Here is a 17,215-nt window from a genome sequence, read left to right as displayed (position 1 = left end):
GTGTTATCTAGGTGTCATACGGAGATGCCATGCGGCCAATAATGGTACCACCCACTCTCCTTGATCGCGAGGTCGCAGCAACCGCCGTTCGGCACGCACATGCCGCAAGCGAACAAGTGGCCGAAGCTCTGACGTGGGGCGCGGACGAGCATGTTCTCGTTGTTGCTGCAGCGGCCTTCTGGCTCCTGTCGCGTAGCGGCTCCCCCCGGAAGCGAACTGTCGGTACGCATTTTCTGGCGGCCTCGTTGGCCACGGCCGTTGTGCCGCATGCACTGAAGCATGTTTTCAATCAACGTCGACCGGATAGGCTCACCATTCTTGGCCATCTACACGGAGTACCGATCTCAGGCCGCCCGAATGATGCGTTCCCCTCGGGGCACGCGATGCATATGGGGGCTCTCGCGAGCGCAGCATCCTCATTCGATCGGCCGTATCGCGAGCTGACCTGGACGGCTGCGGTCGGTATCTCGCTGACGAGGATCTATGTTCTCGCGCACTGGACGAGCGATGTGGTCGCGGGCTTCGCCAGCGGATATCTGATTGATCGGCTATTGAGACGCTGGACCGGCTACGGCAATGGGACGACGACGCCATGACGGATTACGCCTTCCGATTTTTCGTTGGAGGGGCAGTCGTCTCGATATTCGCGCTGCTCGGAGACGTGTTACGGCCTAAGTCCTTCGCGGGACTGTTCGGCGCCGCGCCATCGGTGGCCCTGGTTTCGCTCGCGCTCGCAATCTCCAGGCACGGACCGGACTACGTCTCTACGCTGGCTGCTTCGATGATGGCCGGCGCGACCGCTCTTCTCGTGCTCAGCTTCGTGACGTGCCGTTTACTCAAACGCACGGGGTTGTCAGTTCTATCTGTTACCCTGCTCGGGTTTCCCCTGTGGCTGGTAGTCGCGTTTGGCCTCTATGGGATGGTGGGCTGAATGTTTGTTCGAGCCTCATTCTCGTCGTTGAGCGATGGTCGCTGGTACGAATACATCGTCCGGTTCCTGCTGGGCGGAGCATCGACTGCAATAACTGGCCTGATCGGCACACGTTGGGGTCCGGGCGTCGGAGGTCTGTTCCTGGCATTTCCAGCCATGCTCTGCGCCAGTGCCACGCTGGTCGAGGCGCACGAAAGGCGCCGCAAAAGGGAAATTGGCCTGCAGGGCAAGAGACGTGGTGAAGACGCCGCTGCGCTCGAGGCCGCTGGAGCGGCTCTGGGAAGCATGGGCCTCGTTGCGTTCGCTCTCACAGTCTTCCTCGTAAATGCCGCGGCTCCCTGGAGCAGCTTGGCGCTGGCATCTCTGGTATGGGCGGCGACCGCAGGTTCTTGCTGGTGGACTTACAAGAGACTTCGCAGGACGTGGACCTGAGATGGGCGAGCTCCGATCAAGAATAGACACCAGTCGGGCAGTGCACTTGTGTCTGGACATGCAGAGGCTGTTCGGTCCCGAAGGGCCTTGGCCGACACCTTGGCTCGAACGTGTCATGCCGGCGGTGGAAAGCCTCGTCCAACGTGACCCGGCACGGACTGTCTTTACGCGCTTTATTCCCCCGGCGTCGCCCGAGCATGCAAATGGGATGTGGCAGAGCTACTTCCGAAAATGGCGGTTGGTCACGCGCGAACGTCTGGACCCGCACCTCCTCGAGCTTATGCCGCCTTTGCAGCGACATGTCCCACCGGCGATTGTCTTCGACAAGTCTGCGTATTCTGCGTTCTCGAACGGAAGGCTTCACGATATTCTGCAAGACGGTAACGTCAATACCTTGATTGTGAGCGGCGCGGAGACTGACGTCTGCGTTCTCTCAACCATCTTGAGTGCTGTTGATCTGGGCTATCGCATCGTCGTTGCGCAAGATGCGATGTGCAGCTCAGCTGACGAAACTCACGATGCCTTACTTGGCTTGTACGCCCGGCGTTTCGACCTACAGATCGAACTGGCAGATTGTGCCGAGATCCTTGAAAGATGGTCGCAGGCTTGAATGCAGTCAGGGCTAGGCTGGGCGGGCGAAGTGTTTGGCGCGCGCGCCACAGGCGCGGGCGACCAAGACCCACAAAGAGGAGACCCCGATCATCGGGGTCTCCTTCTGGTTGGCATCACGCGCTAGTTGCCGCCGCCGGCACCACCACCAGCGCCACCACCACCACCACCAGCACCGCCGCCCGAAGTGCGACCTTCGGCAGAGCTGTTAGACCCGGTAGTTCCAGTCGCTGCATTCGATCCACTAAGGGAGCTGGCATTGTTGCCAGTCTGCGATCCTGCAGCGTGCGGCGCCGCGTGTGGAGTGCTCGAGGTCGGGCGATCGACTGCCGTCCCCGTACTGGTAGTGCCGGGCTGTGTAACGCCATTGCCTGCGGAATTGACCTGAGGCGCGCTCGGATTTGCACCGCTCTGCGCGAATGCGGCAGGAGCAGTCATCAGTGCCGCTGCCGCAACTGCTATCAACGTCTTCTTCATATTGTCCTCGTTCGTTGTCATGCCCCGAGCTGGATGAATTAACTTGCTCGCTTGTTGTTCCTGGCGAGAAATCGCGCAACAGTGGAACAACACTCGCTTCTCCTCACCCATTTGCCCGAGGCGGTTCCCCGACAGCATCCTGGCGGCCTTCCGACGGCGCGCCTGAGACGCCAGAAGCGGGAAGGTTGGCCTCGCCGATCGGTGCGGGCAAGCCGATCCTGAGGGCGGAAGAAAACGGAACATCCTACGATTAGAATGGTTCTGATGGCGAACGCATAGCGAGGCGCCCCGTGAACCAGATCCCACATCACCCACAGATCCCAATTTGCCTGACGATCAACGGAACGTTGCACGAACTCAAAGTAGAGCCGTGGGTGACGCTGCTGGACCTGTTGCGCGAGCGCCTCTCGCTCACCGGGACTAAGAAGGGATGCGATCAGGGACAATGCGGCGCCTGTACCGTGCTCGTCGATGGCAAACGCGTCAATTCGTGCCTGGCACTCGCGGTGTCGCGCGACGGCGCCGAGATCACCACTATCGAAGGGTTGGCTCAGAATGGCGAACTGCATCCGCTGCAGGTCGCCTTCATGGAGCGCGACGCGTTTCAATGCGGCTACTGTACGCCTGGCCAAATTTGCTCAGCGGCGGGTCTGCTGGCGGAAGGCCACACCCGTAGTCGGGCCGAGATACGCGAGCATATGAGCGGCAATCTGTGCCGCTGCGGCGCCTATACCAATATCGCCGACGCGGTCGAGGACGTGCTGATGCCGCGCATCGCGGCGAAGGAGGCCGCCGAATGAACCGGTTCGAATATATCCGCCCGGCCACAGTGGCCGATGCCATCGCGGCGCTGAATGAACCTGCAGCGCGCGCGCTGGCGGGTGGCACCAATCTCGTCGACCTCATGAAATATGATGTGGCGCAGCCGTCGCGGCTGGTCGACATCAACCGGCTTCCGCTCAAATCGATCGAAATCACTCCCAGTGGAGCGCTGCGCATCGGCGCGCTGGTCACCAATACCGATCTGGCGTGGCATCGAGACGTTCGGGAAAAGTGGCCGATACTGTCAAGCGCCATTCTTGCCGGCGCATCGCCGCAATTGCGAAACGCAGCTACAGCCGGGGGAAACCTGATGCAGCGAACCCGCTGTTATTATTTTTATGATCCGTCGACAGCCTGCAACAAGCGACAGCCCGGAAGTGGCTGCTCCGCCATTGGCGGCGTCAATCGCATTCACGCCATTCTCGGCGCCAGCGATAGCTGCATTGCAGTCCATCCGTCGGACATGTGCGTCGCGATGGCTGCACTCGATGCATCCGTCGAAGTCGAGGGGCCGGACGGCAAGCGATCGATTCCGATGTCTGGTTTCCACCGCCTCCCCGGCGGAGAGCCCGAACGCGACAACACGCTGAAGGGCGGCGAGCTCATTACATCGATCATTATCCCCAAGCCCGACTTCGGTGCCCATCACACCTATCTCAAGATCCGGGACCGGCTCTCCTATGCCTTCGCGCTGATCTCCGTCGCCGCCGCGCTGCGTGTGGAGGAGGGCATCATCCAGGACGTCCGGATCGCGCTCGGCGGGGTCGCGCATAAGCCGTGGCGGGATTTTGACGCAGAAAGATCGCTGAAAGGCGAGCGAGTCGGGACCCAGAGCTTTAAGCAGGTCGCTGATTTCATTCTTCGTGATGCGAAGGGGCAGGGCGACAACGACTTCAAGATCGAGCTTGCTCGCCGCGCTATCGTTCGTGCGCTGGAGCAGGCGGCTGCGGGCACACCGCAGGATCAGGCCGACAAATCGATCCACTAGAAAGTTAACGGGACCATCGCATGTCAGTTGGTGAAATCACGCATATCGGACGTCCGACCAACCGGGTCGACGGTAAACTGAAGGTGACCGGCCAAGCGCACTACGCGGCGGAGTATCCTGCTGACGATCTGCTCTATAGCTACATCGTTGGTAGTACGACCGCCGCTGGACGGATCGCGGCGATGGACTTGGATGCAGCAAGGCAGTTTCCAGGCGTCGTCGAAATCTTCACGCACGAAAATCGCAGCAAGGCGGCATGGCTTGATCGTAGCTGGCGGGACGAAGTCGCGCCTCCTGGCCATCCGTTCCGGCCGCTGAATTCGGACCGTATCCTGTTTGACGGTCAGCCGGTCGCGTTGATTGTCGCCGAAACGTTCGAGGCCGCGCGCGATGCGGCCTCCCTGGTTCGCATTGCCTATGATGTCGATGCGCATTGTACCGAGCTTGAGGCGAAGCGGGCAGAGGCCTATGTGCCTCCGAAGAAGCGTAGCGGTATTCCGCCGCCACCGGACCCGCGCGGCGATGCCGAGCAGGCGTTTCAAGATGCGCCCGTCAAGATCAGCCGCGATTACCGGATCAATGCCGAGCACCACAATCCGATGGAGATGTTCGCCACCACCTGCGTGTTCGAGGGCGACGGCAAGCTGACGATCTATGACAAGACGCAGGGCTCCCAGAATGCGCAGGGCTATGTCACCTCAGTGTTCGGCCTGCGCAGCAAGGATGTCCGCCTGGTCAATCAATATGTGGGCGGGGCATTCGGCGCCGGCTTGCGGCCGCAGCACCAATTGTTCTTCGCCGTCATGGCCAGTCTCGAACTCGAACGCTCGGTGCGGGTGTCGCTGACGCGTGCTCAGATGTTTCATATCGGCTACCGGCCGGACAGTTACCACACCGTCTCGCTCGCCGCCGATCGCGATGGGCGGCTGCAGTCGATCATGCATGATGCCGTTGCCTCGACCTCCCATTACGAGGATTATCAGGAGGCTGTCGTCAATTGGTCGGGCATGATGTATCACTGCGACAACGTCAAGCTGACCTATCAGCTTGCCAAGCTCGATACGGCCACGCCGTGTGACATGCGCGCACCCGGCGCAGCCATCGGCGTGACAGCGCTCGAATGCGCGCTCGATGAACTTTCATACGAACTCGGTATCGGTCCGCTCGAAATCCGGCGGATCAATTTCGCCTCGAAGGACGAAAACACCAACAAGCAGTTCACATCCAAGGCGCTTCTGGAATGCTACAGCGAGGGCGCTGCGGCATTTGGATGGGAGAAGCGAAGCCCCAAGCCGCGTGCCATGAAGGAGGGTCGCGAGCTGATTGGATGGGGCGTCTCAACGGGAATGTGGGACGCCTTCCTGCAAAAGGCCCAGGCCACTGCGACTCTCAAGGTGGACGGGACGCTGGAGGTGGCAACGGCGGCGTCCGATATTGGCACTGGGACCTGGACAATCCTGACGCAGATCGGCGCCGAAGCGTTCGGATTACCACTCGAAGACGTTCAGGCCAGGATCGGCGATTCGACTCTGCCGATGTCGCCGGTCGAAGGAGGTTCGTGGACCGCAGCGTCGAACGGCTCGGCAGTTCAGGCCGCATGTGAGGCGGTCAAGCATTCTCTGTTCAAGCAAGCCAGGAAGATGGCCAATTCGCCTCTTGCGGATGCAAGTTTCGAAGACGTCGAGGTTCGGGATCGACGCATCTTCCGGAAGGATGATCCGGCGCGCGGGCTTTCCGTTTTCGAAGTCATGCACGCCGCCGAACTCACGGAAATCACCGAGCAGGGCAAAGTCAGCCCGAACCTGCGACAGATGCTGAAATATATCAGCTACACGAATTCCGCGGTGTTCGCGGAAGTGCGCGTGGATGAAGATCTGGGGGTCGTTCGCGTGACGCGCGTCGTGTGCGCGGCGGCGGCGGGCAAGATCCTTAATCCCAAGACGGCCCGCAGCCAGATCCTAGGCGGTGTGGTGATGGGAATCGGCATGGCGCTTCACGAGGAAGCCATGACGGATCATCGCCTCGGCAAGATTATGAATGCCAATCTCGGCGAATATCACGTTCCGGCCCATGCCGACATCGAGGATATTGAAGTGATCTTCGTCGATGAAAAGGACGACAAGGTCAGCCCTCTTGGCGTCAAGGGCCTGGGCGAGATCGGCATCGTGGGAACCGCGTCTGCCGTCGCTAATGCGATCTTTCACGCAACTGGTGTGCGGGTGCGTGATTTTCCCATCACGATTGACAAGATTTTGAATGCTCCACGACCGTCCTGAGTTCATCTCGTACAGACCCAACGGTGGCATACGCCGATGGGGCTTCACTTGTCGGCTTTGGAGCCCGGGCCTCTGCATGACTGAGCTAAATGTCCGTAAGCCTCGGATCAGGAGAGCGCGTGAAGATCGCTACCTTCAACGTGAACAATATCAACAAGCGATTGCCCAATCTGCTGGCATGGTTGAAGTCGTCGAAACCGGATGTGGCCTGTCTTCAGGAGTTGAAGGCCGCCAATTCCGAATTCCCGGAAAGTGCGTTGCGTAAGGCGGGCTATTTTGCCGAGTGGGTTGGGCAGAAGACTTGGAATGGCGTCGCAATCCTCGCTAGAGAATCCAAGATCGTGGTAACGCGCAGGCGGTTGCCTGGTGACGAGAGCGACGAGCAAAGCCGATACATCGAGGCTGCCGTCGACGGCGTTCTCGTTGGCTGCGTCTACGCACCCAACGGCAATCCGCAGCCGGGACCGAAGTTCGATTACAAGCTCACCTGGCTGAAGCGTCTGAACGCCCACGCCGGCAAGCTGCTCAAGTCCGGTGCTCCTGCCGTTATCGCCGGCGACTTCAACATCGTGCCAACGCCCTTCGACATCTACCCGACCAAGTCGTGGGACAAGGATGCGCTCGTGCAGCCGGAAAGTAGGGCGGCGTTCGGCAAGCTCCTCAAGAAGGGGTGGATCGATGCACTGCGCGAACAGCATCCGGATGAGCCGATGTATACGTTCTGGTCGTATTGGCGGAACCGCTACGAGCGTGACGCTGGCCTTCGCATTGACCATCTGCTTCTCAGTCCTGCGCTGAGCCCGCGGCTTGCGCAGGCCGGTGTCGACCGAAAGGTGCGCGGCAAGCTGGATCCAAGCGACCATGCTCCAGCGTGGATAGTGCTGAAGTAGCGCTACGCCTTACTTTTTTGCTTTCCGATCGACCCGGACGTCGCGGAATTCCTCGGGCCCTTTGAGCAGGCGCCGCTTCCGACTGGCCTGATCGTCCGCACTGGCGCCCTTGTCCGTCAGCTTGTCAATTGCGCCGGCGGCCATCTCACTGGCACGGGCTCTATGAGCGACGTTCTTTCTGCGAGACGGTTTAACGGTAAGGCCCAGTTCGACAAGGCGGCGCACAGCTTCTGAGAGTTTCGGAGTGTCCGGCTGAAACTCGGCCCAATGAACAATCCTGCCGCGTAGTTCGTCTGCGGCGCGAAAGCCGAGCATTGGCGTTTGGCCGGTCGCAGGTCGGCCTTTTGATTTTTGCTTTGCTACTGTCGTTTTCTTCATAAGATAATGTTTAGCATAAATGCCAGACCGCGAGAAGTTGGAACTCTGCGTCATGTTATTGAGTTGCGATCTCCGAGGGCACGCTGTTTTAGCGGACTTTCCCCCTGCGCCTTGCTAAACAGTGTGAGAGCGGCCGACCGCCGCATGATGGCGAGGAAGCCGTGGCGAAAGAACTGACAGCGTCCGAACAGGCCCTGCGCGATCGGGAAAGCGAACTCGCGGAGGTCCAACGGATCGCGAAAGTCGGCGGTGTGATCGTCGACCTGCGCGATGGATTTCAGAACCGACGATCACCTGAATATCTCGCCATACACGGGTTACCCCCTGAAGCTGCAAACGAGACACATGAAGACTGGGTCGCCAGGCTTCATCCGGACGACCGGGAGCGCGCTGAGCGGCAATTTCTGGACCTTCTGAATAGCGATGCGGAACGTTATTCTTCGGAGTATCGCATCATTCGGCCCAGCGACGGGGAAATTCGCTGGATCGTAGCAGAGGCGCGTATCGAGCGTGATCCAGAAGGCCGACCGCTGCGGATGATCGGCGCTCATATCGATATCACGGAACGTGCGATCGCCAGAGAGGCGCTACGCGAGAGTGAAGAGCGGTTCCGATTGATCGCCGACAGTGCGCCAGTCCCGATGTGGGTGACACGTCTTGATCGGACGCGGTCCTTCGCAAACAAAGCCTACCTGGAATTTCTTGGCCTTGAATATGAAGAAGCGTTGGCTTTCGATTGGAGGACCATCCTTCACCCGGACGATATGGCGCGCGTCGTGCGCGAGAGCATTGCAGGTGAGGCATCCCTAAAGCCGTTCGTGCTGGAAAGCAGATATCGACGTGCGGATGGCGTGTGGCGTTGGGTCAGATCCGAATCGCAACCCCGATGGGACCCGGCGGGTAAGCATATCGGCTTTATTGGGGTTGCCCACGACATCACGATTGCAAAAGAAGCAGAGATCGAACTGCGTGGGTTGAATGAGGTGCTTGAACGGCGGGTTGAAGAGCGAACCGCGCAACTTCATACCCACGAGGCTCATTTACGAGCCATTTTGGAGACGACCAACCAGTATCAGGGATTGCTCGCGCTGGATGGTACGCTCGTTTTCGCCAATGCGGTCGCACTTGCCGCCATCGCGGTCGAAGCGAAGACAGTGCTCGGGATGCCGTTCTGGGATACGCCCTGGTTTACTGCGACGCCCCGTATGCCCGAACGAGTTCTCAGCGCGTTTAAAACCGCACTGAGCGGCGATGCGTGGCGCGCCGAAGTTCAATTGAACCTATCCGGCGCGGGGCGGCATCTCGACCTCGCCATGCGCCCAGTATTTGGCAGTGGAGGTAGGATTACAGCCGTCTTGGCAGAGGCCGTCGATGTGACCGAGCGTCGCCGGAACGAGGACGCTCTGCGCCAGGCTCAGAAGATGGAGGCGGTCGGACAACTCACCGGAGGCGTGGCGCACGACTTCAATAATCTCCTGACGATTATCAGGTCAGCCACAGATTTTCTTCGTCGGCGCGATCTTCCAGAGGAGAGACGAGGGCGGTATATCGACGCGATTTCCGATACAGTTGACCGTGCGGCCAAGCTGACCGGACAGTTGCTTGCATTCGCTCGCCGACAGCCGCTTGCTCCGCGCGTCTTCAATGTTTGTACGCAGGTCGCGAGCGTGGCGAATCTGATCCGACCACTGGTCGGCGGCCGGATTCAGATTGATCTGGAAGTTCAGACTGCCGACCAGTTCGCCATGGCCGATATAACGCAGTTCGAAACCGCGTTGGTCAATCTCGCTGTTAATGCACGCGACGCCATGAACGGCGAAGGGCGCCTCGTCATTGGTGTCGCGGCAGTGGGTTCGATCCCGGGGATGCGTTCTCATCCTTTGAGGGAGGGCGACTTCATCGCGGTTTCCGTAACTGACTCTGGCGTCGGCATAGCTAGCGAGTACCTGGATGCGATCTTCGAACCATTTTTCACGACCAAGGACGTGGGAAAAGGAACGGGCCTCGGCTTGAGTCAGGCCTTCGGGTTCGCCAAACAGACGGGCGGCGAGATCGGCGTCAGCAGCACGCTTGGAGCGGGCGCGACGTTCACAATTTATCTGCCGCGGGCCGAAACTGGCGCCGAAGTCGAAAGCAGCGCGCCGCCATTAGCAAGCGCAGCGACAAGCGGGCGGGGGCACCGCGTTCTTGTTGTCGAGGATAATACGGATGTCGGGGGATTCTCGACAGAGCTTCTGCAGGATCTCGGATACGCAACCGACTGGGTGACGTCAGCTTCCGCGGCACTGGACGTTCTAGCCAAGGATGAATTCGCATTCGACCTCGTGTTTTCGGACGTCATCATGCCCGGCATGAACGGGGTGGAGATGGCCACGATTATCCGCGACCAATACCCTGGATTGCCGGTCGTTCTGACAAGTGGCTACAGCCACGTTCTAGCCGAAAACGCCCATACAGGCTTTGAACTCATCCAGAAGCCGTATTCGGTTGAGCTTTTGTCGCGCACGCTGCGCAAGGCGATCACTGATCGACGGACTGAATCGGCTTAGCGCTGCTAGATTGGTAATTGGAACTGGGATTGCGCGTCGTCCCCCTTCGTCTGAAGTGTCGATAGCGAAACACCGAGAAGCCGCACGGCTTTCGGCAGTGGCATCGAGCGTTCGAGAAGTGATGCCGCGACCCGTTCGAGCTCTTCGCGGTTTGATACGGCTGTCGGCATTGATTGGCTTCGTGACATGATCTCGAAGTCAGCGTACTTCACCTTCAGCGTGACGGTTCGTCCGCGGTTCCCTGTGTTCGCACAGTGTTGCCACACTTTGTCGACGAGGGGCTGCAGCGCGGCAATCATGGCGTCGAACTCGGTGAGGTCGTCGGAGAAAGTGTTCTCGGCGCCGACGGATTTCCGCATGCGGTTGGCGCGGACAGGACGCTCTTCGATGCCGCGTGATATCCAGTAGTAATAGGTCCCGGCTTTGCCGAAGTGTGCCTCCAGGAACGTCAGCGACTGGTTCCGGATGTTTAGTCCTGTCTGGATACCCAATGCGTTGAATTTAGCCGCAGTCGCCGGTCCGATGCCGTGGAACTTGCCGACGGGCAGGGTCTCCACGAAGGCCGGGCCCATCTCCGGAGAGATGACGTACTGACCGTTTGGCTTGCGATGGTCGGAGGCGAGTTTGGCCAGGAACTTGTTGTAAGAGATGCCGGCGGAGGCATTGAGCCCTGTCTCGGCTTTGATTTTAGTGCGGATCGCCAGAGCGATGTCGCGCGCCAGTGGGATGCTCTGAAGGTTCTCGGTAACATCCAGATAAGCCTCGTCCAGCGACAGCGGTTCGATGATCGGCGTGTGCTCGGCGAAGATCTCTCGGATCTGCTGGCTAATAGCCTTGTAGACCTCGAAGCGCGGTTTCACGAAGATTAGATCTGGACACTGACGTTTGGCTATAACGGACGGCATCGCCGAGTGGACGCCGAACTTGCGGGCTTCGTAACTCGCTGCTGCCACGACCCCGCGCTCCTGAGAGCCGCCGACGGCGACAGGTTTGCCGCGAAGCTCTGGATTATCCCGCTGTTCGACTGACGCGTAGAAGGCATCCATGTCGATATGGATGATCTTACGCTGTCGGATTTCCGGCGCGACGTCGTTCGTCACCGGGCCATCGGTTTCCATTTGCCATCTCTGATCGCCAGCATCGCCTTCGCGACCGGAGTGGATGCGCGATCGGCCGCTCCATCGGCCGCCGCCTCGACGGCGCGCCAGTCGATCAGAACGGTGCCGTCCGGAGCGACCTCATAGAGGCCGACGCCCACTGGAGTGCCTGAGATGCGCTCGGTTCGGACGGGGCGCTGCGTGATGTCTTGCGCCAGCGCGGCAGCGGGCAGCACGATGGCAAGTAAGGCGATCCACATTTTGCGCATTTGGTGCATCCTTCTTTGGGCCTTGGACTACGATCTTTCAGGGCAAGCAGATCGGATCGCCAACGGCCAAGGATATGGCGTCTCGAACGCGGGTCAGCAACCATTGTCCTCTCGGCTGCCGGTCGGTTCCTGGCAGGTGCAGGAGGCGCATATCCGGGCAATCTGGGAAGGGCGCGCTCCGACGCCTAGTCCACCAAACGTTTCATTAAATGGACCTGTTTGTCCAATACGGTGCTGGGCAAACGGAGGAGCTTACGATGAACAACGAGGAACGGGAAATGAAAGGCTCCGATCTGCTAGTGGCGGCTCTCGAAAACGAGGGCGTCGACCGCATCTTTGGCGTTCCCGGCGAGGAGAACCTCGACGTCGTCGAGAGCCTGCGCAAGTCTTCCATCGAGCTGGTCGTCACGCGTCACGAGCAGCCCGCCGCCTTCATGGCTGCGACCCACGGGCGTCTCACAGGGAGGCCTGGTGTCGCGCTCAGCACTTTGGGGCCCGGAGCCCTGAATCTCTCTACAGGGGCTGCTTATGGACTCCTGGGAGGCATGCCGATGGTCCTGATCACTGGCCAAAAGGCGATCCACGCCAGCCGACAGGCGCACTTCCAGATCGTGGACGTCGTCGCGAGCATGAAGCCGCTCACGAAACTGTCGCAGCAGATCGTAAGTGCGTCTTCCATCGCGACTGTCGTCCGGAACGCTTTCCGGATTGCGATGGAGGAGCGTCCCGGACCCGTGCACCTGGAGCTTCCGGAAGATGTCGCGGCGGAGAAGGTGTCCGGCGTTTCGGCCGTCCCGGTCCACCCGACCGATCTCCCGGCGCCCTCGATGGACGCCGTCCGGAAGGCGGCTGAGCTCATCCTCTCGGCAAAATGCCCGTTGCTCATGTTCGGTGCCGGTGCCAGCAGGCCCAGGCTGGCGCCCGCGCTCTCCGAATTCGTCCGCCGGGTGAAGATCCCATTCTTCAACACGCAGATGGGGAAGGGGGCCGTCGGCGGGGCGTCCGACTACTATGTCGGCACGGCGGCGCTGAGCGAACGCGACTACGTCCATCGCGCGATCGACTGCGCCGACCTGATCATCACCATCGGCCACGACACCATCGAAAAGCCGCCATTCATCATGGGGCGTGGCCGCCATCAGGTGCTCCACATCGGCTTTACGCCGGCGGCGGTCGAGGAGGTTTACTACCCGCAAGCTGAACTTATCGGCGACATTGCGAAAGGTCTCGACATGCTGGCGGCCGAGCTCGATGGGAAGCTCAAGCAGACCACGCAGTGGGACGGCGTGCGCGCGGATATCCTGCGCCACATCGGCGACCGGGCCAACGAAGACCGCTTTCCGCTGACCCCGCAGCGGATCGTCCACGACGTCCGCCAGGTCATGCCACTCGACGGCATCGTCGCGTTGGACAACGGGATGTACAAGATATGGTTCGCGCGTAACTACCGCACGGACGTCGCCAACACGCTGCTGCTCGACAATGCGCTTGCGACGATGGGAGCGGGGCTTCCGTCGGGCATGATGGCGGCGTTGCTGAATCCGAAGCGCCGTGTGCTCGTTGTCGCCGGCGACGGCGGTTTTATGATGAATTCGCAGGAACTGGAGACCGCGCAGCGTCTGAAGCTCGATCTGGTCGTGCTCGTCATCGAGGATCACGCCTACGGGATGATCAGGTGGAAGCAGGCCGTCGACGGTTTCGCCGATGCGGGGATGACTTTCGGCAATCCGGATTTCGTTGCCTACGCGCAGTCCTACGGTGCCCAGGGTCATCGCGTGACAGAGGCGGGCGGTCTGGCACCGACACTGGAGAAGGCCTTCGCGGCTGGTGGCCTTCACCTCGTAGTGGTGCCGGTGGACTACAGCGAGAATGTTCGTGTTTTGGTGGATGAACTGGCCGACATGCAGCAACAAGAATGAAAAACCATTCGACAACTGAAACGGGTTAGGCATTTGCAGTGCGAAGGGACATCAGGCCAATTCGTTCCCCTATTCGTTTGAACCCAGTTTTGGTGCTGGCCTGTTTTTGGCCGCAGTGGCCTATTCTGGCCGCGCCCTTATTTCGGAGGTTCTAGAGAACCAATTTCTCCGTCCCGCGTAACGATATCGGCGGAGGGTGGAATGCATACACGACGTACAGTCGGGGAGCTTCGAGAGAAGGTAGATAAGTATCGGGCCATGGCCCGGATGACGACCGATCCTGAAACGGCCAGACGTATTATCGAGCTTACTGACGAATTGGAACAACAGGCCCGCGATATCGAGCGAGGAAAGTAAGGCCTCAATGGGCGGCCTCTTTCGTCAATGCGGTCTCATGCCACGTTGTCGCTAATTCATTGTAAGAATGCGAGCATTGAGTGCAGCCGCAAAAAGTATCCAAGCGAGATAGGGCAAAAGCAGCAAGGCGGCGGTGCTGTCGACGCCCAAGCCTATGATGACGGTCACTCCTATTGCCGCGAACAACAGCGAAATAACAATCATGCCAGACCGCAGATCGTGGCGACCGAAGAAGAGCGGCGACCATATCGCGTTCAGGGCGAGCTGGATGCCGAATGCGCCAAGAGCTGCGGTTCGAGCGGGCGAAGGAGGCGCCTCCCAGAACATCCACACGGACAGCGCCATGAGGAAATACAGGATGGGCCAGACGATGGGAAACGCGATGCGCGGTGGTGTCCACGATGGTTTCGCCAAACTCGCGTACCAAGTCGGAATCTCAGGCGTCGTAACCCGAGCGCCGATAAACGCGACGCTATAACAAATCCCAAGTGAGCAGAGTAAGGACGCGACCGAACTGTTAGTCATGCACCGTTAAGTCCTTGCGTTCTCGCCAGTTCCCCGGCCTCAGACGACTTCCACATTAACGTGGCGCCGCGCTCGTGCATTTCGATGATGCCGTCGGAGACGTCTTGTCGCGGTCGGCCGTGTAACTCCGACACTCCCGGCCTTCAGGAGTGTGCCGTTCCACTCGCCAACGGGCATGCGGCCAGCCATCGCGTCCAGTGCTTGCTTTCAGGTCGCAGAATGTTGGTAGTGCATTGTCCGGCTTTTTCCGGAGTTATTCCCCGGTGGCGTACTGCTTGCCCTAGGCGTCCGGCTTGTCGGTGCGCTCCTTTGCCTTCTTGGAGAAGGCATCGCTCGACGACGGCATCCCCAGCGTAGCACGGCCAACTCACGCCATCTTCCTTTCGGCGGATGAGGTAACGCTCTCCCAGATTTGGCTATCGGAGGACATTTGTCGTGTCCTTCGTCAAATGGGGGGCTGCTTCGAGATCGCGGCCGAGTGTTATCGGTCGATCGGGGGGAGAAGGGTGGTGATGCCGGCGAATGCCCTTGAGCCAAATCAGCAGTGCTTCCCAGTGGATGCCTGCGATCACCTTCAAGGTCAGCAGGGGGTAAACGCAGAAGGCGTGCGCTAGAGCTGCGTCGGTCAGATTCTGGCGGGTTGCAGCGAGCTTGGCGATGAGCAGCGGCCCTTGTGCATCGTGACCGATGACCGAAACCGTCAAATTCTTTCCCGGAGGGACGACAGAAAACGAATAGACCATGTCGGTGCTCATGAAGGGGGAAACGTAGAAGGACTTCTGGCTTTTCTGGCGGATTGGCACTTTCGTGTCGCGGGCAACGGGAATGAGATAATTGTGACGCTCACCGAACGTATTGCTGACCTCGTATAAGATCGCCGAAATCGAGTTGTCTCGCCTGTAGCAGAAATAGATGCTCAGCGGATTGAAGGCGTATCCCAGGATGCGCGGCATGGTGAGAAGCCGGAGCGGGCCGCCGGCTTCGATGCCGGCCTCTTGCAAATGCCGCTCGATCCTGGCCCGCGGCGACGTGGTCTCTCCCTCGCCGTGATCCCGATCATGGAAGCTGAAGAGGTTGAAGCGGTTGTGCGAGAAGAGGTGCAGCCTGCCTGCCAGCATATCGACTTCATCAAGATCGAGAAGCATGTAGAAAATGCTGTAGCGCAGCCGATGCTCTCTTGGCCGCAATCGGTGATGCATCACTGAGCCGGAGTAGAGGGCCGAACGAAAGCCCGACATCAGGCAGCCTCCGTTTCAGGCGTGGCGAGCACAGTCTCATGAACATGGATGCGGCCGGATTCGTCAGCGACTGTCCAGGGGCGCCGCAGGTCCCCGAGGGCTTCAGCGACGGCAAGCCCGGCTTGTAATCCATCCTCGTGGAAGCCGGCGCCGAAGTAAGCCCCGCAAAACCATGTATTGCGCTTGCCCTGCAACGACCAAAGCTCTCTCTGCGCTTGCATCGCCTGCGCATCGAAACGGGGATGGCTGTAGCGCATTTCCCTGAGAATAGCGTTGGGTGCGATCTCCCGGTGGGGATTGAGCGTGACGAAAAGCGGTCGCTCGCTTTCGATTTCCTGAAGACGGTTCATCCAATACGTCACGGCGAGCTTGCGACCGCCATCGTCGTCCCTCGCCATGTAGTTCCAGCTCGACCAGACCCGGCGGCGGCGCGGCATCAAGCGAGGGTCCGAATGAAGGACTGCATCGTTGTCGATATAGTCGAACGCGCCGAGCAATCGCCGTTCCTCGCTGCTCGGATCAGCAAGCACTTGGAGCGCTTGATCCGCGTGAGTGGCAATCACCACCTGATCGAAACGGCGACGATCACCGTCATATCCGACGACCTCGGAACCGTTCGTGGTGCGAACGATTGTACGGATCGGATAGTCAGACACCACTTCGGCTATGGCGTCAGTAAGCACTCGCACATAGGAGCGGCTGCCGCCGCACACGGTGCGCCAGATCGGGCGACTAGACAGTTTCAGGAGGCCGTGGGTGTCGCAAAATTTGATAAATGAAGCCGCTGGATAGGCCCCGATCTTTGCAGCAGGCGTGGACCAAATGGCCGCCGCCATCGGATAGAGATGATCGTTGCGGAATCCTTCTCCATAACCGGCGGCGTCGAGATACTCATCGAGCGTAATCAGGCCCAAGGCCGCCACATTGCGTGGCGCCTCGCGATAGAAGCGCACGAGGTCGCGCAGCATCCGCCAGAATCGTGGGCTGATGGCGTTTCGACCCTGCGCGAACAGGCCCAGAAGGCCGGTTCCGGAGTATTCGAGCCTGCCATCGTCGAGCGAGACGGCAAATGACATGTCGGATCGCTTCGTGGCGACGCCGATATGCTCAAAGAGTGATGTCAGGTTTGGATAGGTGGATTCGTTGAAGACGATAAAGCCGGTATCGATCGCGGCGCCCGCGGCATCGACCGTGTGGCTGTGCCCACCCAGGCGGCTATCGGCTTCATATAGAACAACCCGATGTCGTTTTGAAAGCAGCCACGCTGCGGACAGGCCGGAAATACCACTCCCAACAACGGCTATGTCGAGGCTTCCGCTATGTGCCGCGGCGTTAAGGCTGTTCATTCTATCACTCCCAGCAATCTTTCTCGTCAAAAGACTTCCCTCCACGCGCCAAGCTGCCAATATTTACGGAACCCAGCGCGCATTGGATCACTTGAGGCGTGATCCAATTAGG

At 59.8% G+C, this 17,215-nt stretch carries 15 protein-coding genes; 9 read left to right on the top strand and 6 right to left on the bottom strand.

The features are described from left to right. Positions 1–29: 29 nt before the first annotated feature. The 7 genes from AB8A50_RS14955 (at position 30) to xth (ending at position 7,425) form a co-directional block, all read left to right on the top strand. Positions 30–596 (top strand): phosphatase PAP2 family protein, encoded by a 567-nt coding sequence (locus AB8A50_RS14955; protein WP_120286786.1) that lies wholly within the window; start codon positions 30–32, stop codon positions 594–596. Then, a complete protein-coding gene (locus tag AB8A50_RS14950) occupies positions 593–931 on the top strand; it encodes a DUF3147 family protein (protein WP_120286785.1) in 339 nt (112 codons plus the stop codon). Before AB8A50_RS14955 ends, AB8A50_RS14950 begins: the two co-directional genes overlap by 4 nt. Before the next feature lie 433 nt (positions 932–1,364). Next, positions 1,365–1,973 (top strand): cysteine hydrolase family protein, encoded by a 609-nt coding sequence (locus tag AB8A50_RS14945; protein ID WP_068738705.1) that lies wholly within the window; start codon positions 1,365–1,367, stop codon positions 1,971–1,973. A gap of 766 nt (positions 1,974–2,739) precedes the next feature. After that, the gene (locus AB8A50_RS14940; RefSeq protein WP_439068588.1) at positions 2,740–3,249 is read left to right on the top strand and encodes a (2Fe-2S)-binding protein; all 510 of its coding nucleotides are present in this window, start codon (positions 2,740–2,742) and stop codon (positions 3,247–3,249) included. Then, on the top strand, positions 3,246–4,259 hold the full coding sequence (locus AB8A50_RS14935; protein ID WP_120286783.1) for an FAD binding domain-containing protein: 1,014 nt from the start codon (positions 3,246–3,248) through the stop codon (positions 4,257–4,259). Before AB8A50_RS14940 ends, AB8A50_RS14935 begins: the two co-directional genes overlap by 4 nt. A gap of 20 nt (positions 4,260–4,279) precedes the next feature. Then, entirely contained in the window at positions 4,280–6,535 is a 2,256-nt protein-coding gene (locus tag AB8A50_RS14930; protein ID WP_439078175.1) for a xanthine dehydrogenase family protein molybdopterin-binding subunit, read from the top strand. A 119-nt stretch (positions 6,536–6,654) separates the two neighbouring features. After that, positions 6,655–7,425 (top strand): exodeoxyribonuclease III, encoded by a 771-nt coding sequence (xth, locus tag AB8A50_RS14925; protein ID WP_120286781.1) that lies wholly within the window; start codon positions 6,655–6,657, stop codon positions 7,423–7,425. 9 nt (positions 7,426–7,434) lie between these two features. Here xth and AB8A50_RS14920 read toward each other — a convergent pair whose 3' ends face one another. Further along, entirely contained in the window at positions 7,435–7,803 is a 369-nt protein-coding gene (locus tag AB8A50_RS14920; protein WP_120286780.1) for a hypothetical protein, read from the bottom strand. A gap of 161 nt (positions 7,804–7,964) precedes the next feature. Here AB8A50_RS14920 and AB8A50_RS14915 point away from each other — a divergent pair, with 161 nt between their 5' ends. Next, on the top strand, positions 7,965–10,352 hold the full coding sequence (locus AB8A50_RS14915; RefSeq protein WP_120286779.1) for a PAS domain S-box protein: 2,388 nt from the start codon (positions 7,965–7,967) through the stop codon (positions 10,350–10,352). Positions 10,353–10,357: 5 nt separating this feature from the next. Here the strand turns inward: AB8A50_RS14915 and dinB are convergent, their stop codons facing one another. Both dinB and AB8A50_RS14905 read right to left on the bottom strand, forming a co-directional pair. Further along, positions 10,358–11,470 (bottom strand): DNA polymerase IV, encoded by a 1,113-nt coding sequence (gene dinB, locus AB8A50_RS14910; protein ID WP_439078174.1) that lies wholly within the window; start codon positions 11,468–11,470, stop codon positions 10,358–10,360. After that, entirely contained in the window at positions 11,449–11,718 is a 270-nt protein-coding gene (locus AB8A50_RS14905; RefSeq protein WP_120286777.1) for a hypothetical protein, read from the bottom strand. The genes dinB and AB8A50_RS14905 overlap by 22 nt, the downstream gene beginning before the upstream one ends. A gap of 257 nt (positions 11,719–11,975) precedes the next feature. Between AB8A50_RS14905 and AB8A50_RS14900 the strand changes: the two genes are divergently transcribed. Next, positions 11,976–13,637 (top strand): acetolactate synthase large subunit, encoded by a 1,662-nt coding sequence (locus tag AB8A50_RS14900; RefSeq protein WP_439068995.1) that lies wholly within the window; start codon positions 11,976–11,978, stop codon positions 13,635–13,637. A gap of 408 nt (positions 13,638–14,045) precedes the next feature. Here AB8A50_RS14900 and AB8A50_RS14895 read toward each other — a convergent pair whose 3' ends face one another. The 3 genes from AB8A50_RS14895 to AB8A50_RS14885 form a co-directional block, all read right to left on the bottom strand. After that, positions 14,046–14,519, bottom strand: coding sequence for a TspO/MBR family protein (locus AB8A50_RS14895; RefSeq protein ID WP_120293167.1), 474 nt, complete (start codon positions 14,517–14,519; stop codon positions 14,046–14,048). A 416-nt stretch (positions 14,520–14,935) separates the two neighbouring features. Next, a complete protein-coding gene (locus AB8A50_RS14890) occupies positions 14,936–15,757 on the bottom strand; it encodes a DUF1365 family protein (RefSeq protein WP_120293169.1) in 822 nt (273 codons plus the stop codon). Continuing rightward, on the bottom strand, positions 15,757–17,103 hold the full coding sequence (locus AB8A50_RS14885) for an NAD(P)/FAD-dependent oxidoreductase (RefSeq protein ID WP_120293171.1): 1,347 nt from the start codon (positions 17,101–17,103) through the stop codon (positions 15,757–15,759). The genes AB8A50_RS14890 and AB8A50_RS14885 overlap by 1 nt, the downstream gene beginning before the upstream one ends. Positions 17,104–17,215 lie beyond the last annotated feature (112 nt).

The sequence above is a fragment of the Tardiphaga sp. 841_E9_N1_2 genome (genome assembly GCF_051811065.1).
Taxonomy (GTDB): Bacteria; Pseudomonadota; Alphaproteobacteria; order Rhizobiales; family Xanthobacteraceae; genus Tardiphaga; species Tardiphaga robiniae.
Note: the sequence above shows the minus strand (reverse complement) of the source record. Positions and strands in the feature narration are given on the sequence as shown.

Excerpts from the sequence above, each read along its gene's own strand:
- AB8A50_RS14955 (WP_120286786.1), top strand. The coding sequence starts at position 30 with ATGCGGCCAATAATGGTACCACCCACTCTCCTTGATCGCGAGGTCGCA.
- AB8A50_RS14950 (WP_120286785.1), top strand. The coding sequence starts at position 593 with ATGACGGATTACGCCTTCCGATTTTTCGTTGGAGGGGCAGTCGTCTCG.
- AB8A50_RS14945 (WP_068738705.1), top strand. The coding sequence starts at position 1,365 with ATGGGCGAGCTCCGATCAAGAATAGACACCAGTCGGGCAGTGCACTTG.
- AB8A50_RS14935 (WP_120286783.1), top strand. The coding sequence starts at position 3,246 with ATGAACCGGTTCGAATATATCCGCCCGGCCACAGTGGCCGATGCCATC.
- AB8A50_RS14930 (WP_439078175.1), top strand. The coding sequence starts at position 4,280 with ATGTCAGTTGGTGAAATCACGCATATCGGACGTCCGACCAACCGGGTC.
- AB8A50_RS14920 (WP_120286780.1), bottom strand. The coding sequence starts at position 7,803 with ATGAAGAAAACGACAGTAGCAAAGCAAAAATCAAAAGGCCGACCTGCG.
- dinB (WP_439078174.1), bottom strand. The coding sequence starts at position 11,470 with ATGGAAACCGATGGCCCGGTGACGAACGACGTCGCGCCGGAAATCCGA.
- AB8A50_RS14905 (WP_120286777.1), bottom strand. The coding sequence starts at position 11,718 with ATGCGCAAAATGTGGATCGCCTTACTTGCCATCGTGCTGCCCGCTGCC.
- AB8A50_RS14900 (WP_439068995.1), top strand. The coding sequence starts at position 11,976 with ATGAACAACGAGGAACGGGAAATGAAAGGCTCCGATCTGCTAGTGGCG.
- AB8A50_RS14895 (WP_120293167.1), bottom strand. The coding sequence starts at position 14,519 with ATGACTAACAGTTCGGTCGCGTCCTTACTCTGCTCACTTGGGATTTGT.
- AB8A50_RS14890 (WP_120293169.1), bottom strand. The coding sequence starts at position 15,757 with ATGTCGGGCTTTCGTTCGGCCCTCTACTCCGGCTCAGTGATGCATCAC.
- AB8A50_RS14885 (WP_120293171.1), bottom strand. The coding sequence starts at position 17,103 with ATGAACAGCCTTAACGCCGCGGCACATAGCGGAAGCCTCGACATAGCC.